Origin of the sequence: Endozoicomonas acroporae, assembly GCF_002864045.1 — a bacterium.
Lineage (GTDB): Bacteria > Pseudomonadota > Gammaproteobacteria > Pseudomonadales > Endozoicomonadaceae > Endozoicomonas > Endozoicomonas acroporae.
The window spans coordinates 1-7,065 of record NZ_PJPV01000150.1 but is presented as its reverse complement, the minus strand read 5'-3'; the positions used below and the strand labels follow the sequence as shown (position 1 = coordinate 7,065).

5 protein-coding genes are annotated in these 7,065 nt (G+C 48.4%); all 5 read left to right on the top strand.

Features of this window, described 5'->3' with window-relative positions:
- On the top strand, positions 1-369 hold a 369-nt coding region (locus tag CX664_RS20740; RefSeq protein ID WP_146000187.1), incomplete at its 5' end, for an RAP domain-containing protein.
- A gap of 105 nt (positions 370-474) precedes the next feature.
- Positions 475-3,057, top strand: coding sequence for an RAP domain-containing protein (locus CX664_RS20735; RefSeq protein ID WP_101748576.1), 2,583 nt, complete (start codon positions 475-477; stop codon positions 3,055-3,057).
- Between the two features lie 105 nt (positions 3,058-3,162).
- Complete coding sequence (locus CX664_RS20730) at positions 3,163-5,193, top strand: RAP domain-containing protein (protein WP_101748575.1); 2,031 nt, start codon at positions 3,163-3,165, stop codon at positions 5,191-5,193.
- 186 nt (positions 5,194-5,379) lie between these two features.
- Positions 5,380-6,318: a hypothetical protein gene (locus tag CX664_RS20725; protein ID WP_101748574.1), complete on the top strand. Its 939-nt coding sequence runs from the start codon at positions 5,380-5,382 to the stop codon at positions 6,316-6,318.
- Between the two features lie 105 nt (positions 6,319-6,423).
- A partial coding sequence (locus CX664_RS20720) for an RAP domain-containing protein (protein WP_146000186.1) occupies positions 6,424-7,065 on the top strand: 642 nt, incomplete at its 3' end.

Below are 7,065 nucleotides of genomic sequence, written 5' to 3'. Positions count from 1 at the left end.
AAGAGTCTGAACTCATTACCTCCGGTTGACCTGCTTCTGCCAGATCACAACATAGTGATCGAAGTTCAGGGACCCTTTCATTACGTGGGTGGTGATTTCAATACCAGGAACGGTTCGACTCTGCTGAAAATCGCACTGTTGCAAAAATCCGGATTTGAGGTCATTGAAATTCCGGGTAACATGCTCTTGAGTCAGGATTTAATAAAACCATACATTGATCAAATAAAGACCAGGATAAGCATCCCGCTACAGGGGCATGGCTCTGTATCACTTAAAAGAAGGTGGGCAGGTGCTACATACGTTACTGCCGAAGAATATTTAGCAGAGCAAGCCAACCCGGCAAAGAGGCAGAAAACAAACCGTCAGTAATCGCCTTCCTGCCATCATGACTCAAGTAAACTTTTTTACAAAATGAACTTCTGAGCAGAACAGCAGTCTGCTTTTTATATTTTCATGAATTAATGAAATATAATTATGGATAGAAGTTATGCTGGTATCAGTGGTAATTACGCAAGGTCAGGTAATGATTACAAACAGCCGGATGACTATGCTGCTGCTTCAAGGCGTGGACGTTATAGACAGTGTACAGTCAGATATCGGGATAATCCCCCCCGCTCTACCCCGTGGCCTAATGAATTTTACCATTCATTAGGCCCATGCCCTTCTCAAAATCTACTGCGCCGTTCCATCAACACGACTCAAGATTTTAATGCCCTCATCAAACAGGAAATAATGGACGATCTGCTGAGTAAATCGGGTCGTTTCGGTCATCGCTATGATGGGAGAAATCATGGGCAATATGCCAGTTCAATTAAAAAATACACGTCAGCTGCTAAAAGACCGTTAAATCGAACAGAACAAAGCCAGCTGATGCGCTTGCTGCGAAATTTCTCAGCAACACGGAGCTGGAATTGGCGAAGCCTGACGACAACACTTCACTCATTTACTTCAGCGGGTGTTTTTACCCCTCATAAACCCATGGATGAGCGTGTTCAGCTCACTCAGGCTGCCTTATTATCGACGCTACTGGATGCAATAATATTCAAGTGCAACCAAAAACCTGAAGCCAGGGATATTGGTGCTCAGGAAATCGCTAACCTGCTGTGGGCCATGGCGAAACTGGTGGACAGCGGGCAGGAGCGGACCGCAGAGCTCAAAGAGGCTGTGACCGTGTTGTTGCCCCACGTAAACGTACAGAAAGATCAATTTGTTCCTCAGGCTATCGCCAACCTGCTGTGGGCCATGGCGAAACTGGTGAACAACAGGCAGGAGCGGGCACCAGAGATCAACAAGGCTGTGGCTGTGCTGTTGCCCCATGTGAACGTACAGAAAGACCAATTTAATGCCCGGGATATCGCCAACCTGCTGTGGGCCATGGCGAAACTGGTGAACAACGGCCAGGAGCGGACTCCAGGGCTCAAAGAGGCCGTGGCCGCGCTGTTGCCCAACGTGAACGCACTGCAAGACCAATTTATTCCTCAGGCTATCGCCAACCTGCTGTGGGCCATGGCGAAACTGGTGGACAACGGGCTGGAGTGGACACCAGATTTCAGCAGGGCCGTGGTCGCGCTGTTACCCCACGTGAACGCACAGAAAGACCAGTTTATTCCTCAACATATCGCCAACCTGCTGTGGGCCATGGCGAAACTGTTGGACAAAGGGCTAGAGCGGACACCGGGTCTCAACGAGGCCGTAGCCGTGCTGTTGCCCCAAGTGAACGCACAGAAAGCTGACTTTAAACCACAGGAAATCACCAACCTGCTTTGGGCCATGGCGAAGCTGGTGGACAGCGGGCTGGAGAAAACAGCAGAGCTCAAAGATGCAGTGGCCGCTCTGTTGCCCTACGTGAATGCACAAAAAGACCAATTTATTTCCCAGCATATCGCCAACCTCCTGTGGGCCATGGCGAAACTGATAGACAACAGGTACGAGCAGACACCAGAGTTCAACGAAACCGTGGCTGCGCTGTTGACCTGCGTGATCGTACAAAAAGCTAACTTTAACCCACAGGAAATCGCCAACCTGCTGTGGGCCATGGCGAAACAGGTGGACAACGGGCAGGAACAGTTACCAGGGCTCAACGGAGCTGTGGTCGCGCTGTTGCCCTGCGTGATCGTACAAAAAGCGAACTTTAACCCACAGGAAATCGTCAACCTGTTGTGGGCCATGGCGAAACAGGTGGACAACGGGCAGAAGCAGACACCAGGGCTCAACGAGGCTGTGGTCGCGCTGTTGCCCCTCGTGAACGCACAGAAAGACCAATTCAATACCCAGGGTATTGCCAACTTGCTGTGGGCCACGGCCAAACTGGGTGAACTGATTGAGCTGAACCTGGCTACCTCTACGTTCGAATCGCTTGTCTATCGAATCAGTAAGAACCTGCAGTTTTCTCGGGAAGAGATATCGATGTCTCTCTGGGGAGTCATGGTATGCTGTGCCAGGTTGTTTCTAGACTCCAATGCCAATAAAAATAATGTGTTTGAAAAGCACATGGATGACCTGTTGACTCGCCTGAAAAATACCTCGCCAGATAATGAAGAGGATCAATTCATCATGTTCATGGCCGCAAGTTGGCTTGGCAGAGCCGCTCCGGTCGTTCACCATTACCAGACAACCATTTCAAAAACCCAGGCCGACTTCCACGATCAACTCCAATCATCTATTCCATCTTTGAAGATTGAAGAGGAAAAGAGTCTGAACTCATTACCTCCGGTTGACCTGCTTTTGCCAGATCACAATATTGTGATTGAAATTCAGGGACCATATCATTACGTGGGTGGTGATTTCCAAACCAGGAACGGTTCGACTCTGCTAAAAATCGCACTGCTGCAAAAAGCAGGATTTGAGGTCATTGAAATCCCGGCTAACCGGCTTTTGAACAAAGATTTAATGAAACCATATATTGATCAAATAAAGACCAGAATAGGCATCCCGCCACAGGGTCATGACTCTGTTTCACTTAAAAGAGCGTGGACAGATGCTGCATACGTTACTGCCGAAGAACATTTAGCAGAGCAAACCAACCCGGCAAAGAGGAAGAAAACAAGCTGCCAGTAATCGCCTTCCTCCCATCATGACTCAAGTAAACTTTTTTGCAAAATGAACTTCTGGGCAGAACAGCAGTCTGCTTTTTATATTTTCATGAATTAATGAAATATAATTATGGATAGAAGTTCTTCTGGTATCAGTGGCAAATACGCAAGACCAGGTAATGATTACAACCAGCCGGATGACTCTGCTGCTGCTTCAAGGCGTGGACGTTATAGACAGTGTACAGTCAGACATCGGGATAATCCCCCCCGCTCTACCCCGTGGCCAAATGAATTTTACCATTCATTAGGCCCATGCCCTTCTCAAAATCTACTGCGCCGTTCCATCAACACGACTAATGATTTTAATGCCCTCATCAAACAGGAAATAATGGCTGATCTGGTGAGTAAATCGGATCGTTTAGGTCATTGCTATGATGGGAGACATCACGGTCAGTATGCCAGTTCAATTAAAAAATACACATCGGCTTCTAAAAGACCGTTGAATCGAGTGGAACAAAGCCAGCTGATACGTTGCCTGCAAAATTTTACCGCAACTCGGCACTGGAATTGGCGAAGCCTGACGACAACACTTCATTCATTGACGTCAGCGGGCGTTTTTACCCCTCATAAACCCATGGATGAAGTTGTCAAGCGAACTCAAGCTGCCTTATTGTCAACGCTACTTGATGCAATAATATTTAAGTGCAACAAAAAACCTCCAGCCAGGGATATTGATGCCCAGGGTGTCGCCAACCTGCTGTGGGCCATGGCAAAACTGTTGGACAACGGGCAGGAACGGACACCGGAGTTCAGAGTAGCCGTGGCCACGCTGTTGCCCCACGTGAACGCACAGAAAAAACAATTTATTCCTCAGGGAATCGCCAACCTGCTGTGGGCTATGGCGAAACTGGTGGACAACGGGCAGGAGCGGACACCAGAGTTCAAAGAGGCTGTAGCCGCGCTGCTACTCCACGTGAACGCACAAAAAGCTCACTTTAAGGCCCAGGGTATCGCCAACCTGCTGTGGGCCATGGCGAAACTGGCGGACAACGGGCAGGAGCGAACACCAGAGCTCAATGAGGCGGTGGTCGCGCTGCTGCCCCGGGTGAAAGTACAAAAAGACCAATTTATTCCTCAGCACATTGCCAACCTGCTGTGGGCCATGGCGAAACTGGTGGACAACGGGCAGGAGCGGACACCAGAGTTCAAAGCGGCCGTGGCCACGCTACTGCCCCACGTGAACGCACAGAAAGCTCTCTTTAATCCACAGGAAATCACCAACCTTCTGTGGGCCATGGCGAAACTCGTGGACAACGGGCAGGAGCAGACACCAGGGCTCATAAAGGCTGTGGCCGCGCTATTGCCCTTCGTGAACGCAGAGAAAGATAACTTTACACCACAGGGTATCGCCACCTTGCTGCTGGCCATGGCGAAACTGAATCAGCTTATTGAGCTACATGTGGTTACCGCCACGTTCGAATCACTTGTCTACCGAATCAGTGACAACCCTCAGCTCTCTCAGAAAGACATATTAATGTCTCTCTGGGGAGTCATGGTATTGTGTGCCAGGTTGGCTCTAGACTCTAATGCCAATAAAAATAACGTCCTTGAAAAACACATGGATGACCTGTTTACTCGCCTGAAAAACACATATCCAGACAATGAAGAGGATCATTCCATTCTTGCCATGGCCGCAAGCTGGCTTGGCAGACCGTGTCCGGTCGTCCCCCATTACCAGACAAACGTTTCAAAACTTCAGGCCGACTTCCGCGCTCAACTCCAATCATGTATTCCCTCTTTGCAGATTGAAGAAGAAAAGAGTCTGAACTCATTACCCCCAGTTGACCTGCTACTGCCAGAGCACAACATGGTGATTGAAATTCAGGGACCGTCCCATTACGTGAGTGGTGATTTCAAAACCAGGAATGGTTCGACTCTGCTGAAAATCGCACTGCTGCAAAAATCAGGATTTGAGGTCATTGAAATCCCGACTAAATCGCTTTGGAACCCGGATTCAATAAATCGATATATTGATCAAATAAAGACCAGAGTGGACATCCCGCCGCAGGGCCATGGCTCTGTATCACATAAAATCGGGTGGGCAGATGAGGCAAACGCTACCGCCGATAAAGGGGGTAATCCTCAGATCACTGTTACTTAACCGCCGAAGAGCATTCAGAAAAGCAAACAGGCAAACCAAAAAAAAGGAAGAGAAAAAAAGCAATAAGCAGTTGGCAAAAATGATTTGAAAATAACGGATTGGTTTTATAAATATTTCAGTGAAATGAACTTCTGAACAGAACAGCAGTCTACTTTTTATATTCTCATGAAATAATGAAATATAATTATGAATAGAAGCTCTGCCGGTATCAGTGGAAAATCCACAAGATCAGATAATGGTTACAACCAACCGAATGACCATGCCGCTTCTTCAAGGTGTGGGCGATATGGACATGCCACAGTCAAACAATGGGATGATCCCCCCCGCATAGCCCAGTGGTGCAGTGAATTTTTAGCCGCTTTATCTTCTCAATATCTGCTGCGCCGTTCAGTAAACCCTGCTCAACATTTTAATGCGCTCATCCAACCCGAAATAATGGATGACCTGGTGAGTCAATCGGGTCGTTTCGGTCATCGCTATGATGGGAGAAATCACGGTCAATATGCCAGTTCAATTAAAAAATACACGTCAACTGCTAAAAGACCGTTAAATCGAGCAGAACAAAGCCAACTGATGCATTTGCTGCAAAATTTCACAGTCACACGGAGCTGGAATTGGCGAAGCCTGACGACAACATTTCACTCATTGACTTCAGCAGGTGCTTTTACCCCTCATAAGCCCGTGGATCAGCGTGTTAAGCTCACTCAAGCTGCTTTACTGTCCACGCTATTTGATGCAATAACGTTCAAGTGCAACAAAAAACCTCAAGTCGAGGATATCGATGCCCGGGGAATCGTCAACCTGCTGTGGGCCATGGCGAAACTGGTGGACAACGGGCAGAACCAGACACCAGAACTCAAACAGGCCGTGGCCGCTCTTTTGCCCCACGTGAACGCAAAGAAAGCTGACTTTGCACCACAGGAAATCGCCAACCTGCTGTGGGCCATGGCGAAACTGGTGGACAACGGGCAGGAGCGAACACCAGAGTTCAACGTGGCTGTAGTCGCGCTGTTGCCCCACGTGAACGCAAAGAAAGCTCACTTTAAACCACAGGAAATCACCAACCTGATGTCGGCCATGGCGAAACTCGTGGACAATGGGCAGGAGCAGACACCGGGCTCATAACGGCTGTGGCCGCGCTATTGCCCTTCGTGAACGCACAGAAAGAGAATTTTACACCACAGAGTATCGCCACCTTGCTGCTGGCCATGGCGAAACTGGGTCAGCTTATTGAGCTATATACATGTGGTTACCTCCACGTCCGAATCGCTTGTCTACGGAATCAGTGGCAACCCTCAGCTCTCTCAGAAAGACATATTCATGTCTCTCTGGGGAGTATTGGTATGCTGTGCCAGGCTCTCTCCAGATGTCAATGCCAATAAAAACAGCTTGCTTGAAAAGCACATGGATGCCCTGTTTACTCGCCTGAAAAATGCAGCCCCAAACAATGGAGATGAACAATCCATCATTGCCATGGCCGCAAGCTGGCTTGGCAGAGCGTGTCCGATCGTCCCCCATTACCAGAGTAACATGTCAAAACCTCAAACCGCCTTCCGTGATCAACTTCAATCATGTATTCCTTCTTTAAAGATTGAAGCAGAAAGGAGTCTGAACTCATTACCTCCGGTTGATCTGCTACTGCCAGATCACAATATTATTATTGAAATTCAGGGCCCCTCTCATTGCGTGTGTGGTGATTTCAAAACCAGGAATGGTTCGACTCTGCTGAAAATCGCACTGCTGCAAAAAGCAGGATTTGAGGTCATTGAAGTCCCGGTTAACACGCTTTTGAACCCGGATTCAATAAAACGATGTATTGATCAAATAAAGACCAGGGTAAACATCCCACCACAGGGTCATGGCTCTGTAATC

What these genes read in the sequence shown, in the direction of transcription:
- CX664_RS20735 (WP_101748576.1), top strand. Translation starts at nt 475, where the DNA reads ATGGATAGAAGTTATGCTGGTATCAGTGGTAATTACGCAAGGTCAGGT.
- CX664_RS20730 (WP_101748575.1), top strand. Translation starts at nt 3,163, where the DNA reads ATGGATAGAAGTTCTTCTGGTATCAGTGGCAAATACGCAAGACCAGGT.
- CX664_RS20725 (WP_101748574.1), top strand. Translation starts at nt 5,380, where the DNA reads ATGAATAGAAGCTCTGCCGGTATCAGTGGAAAATCCACAAGATCAGAT.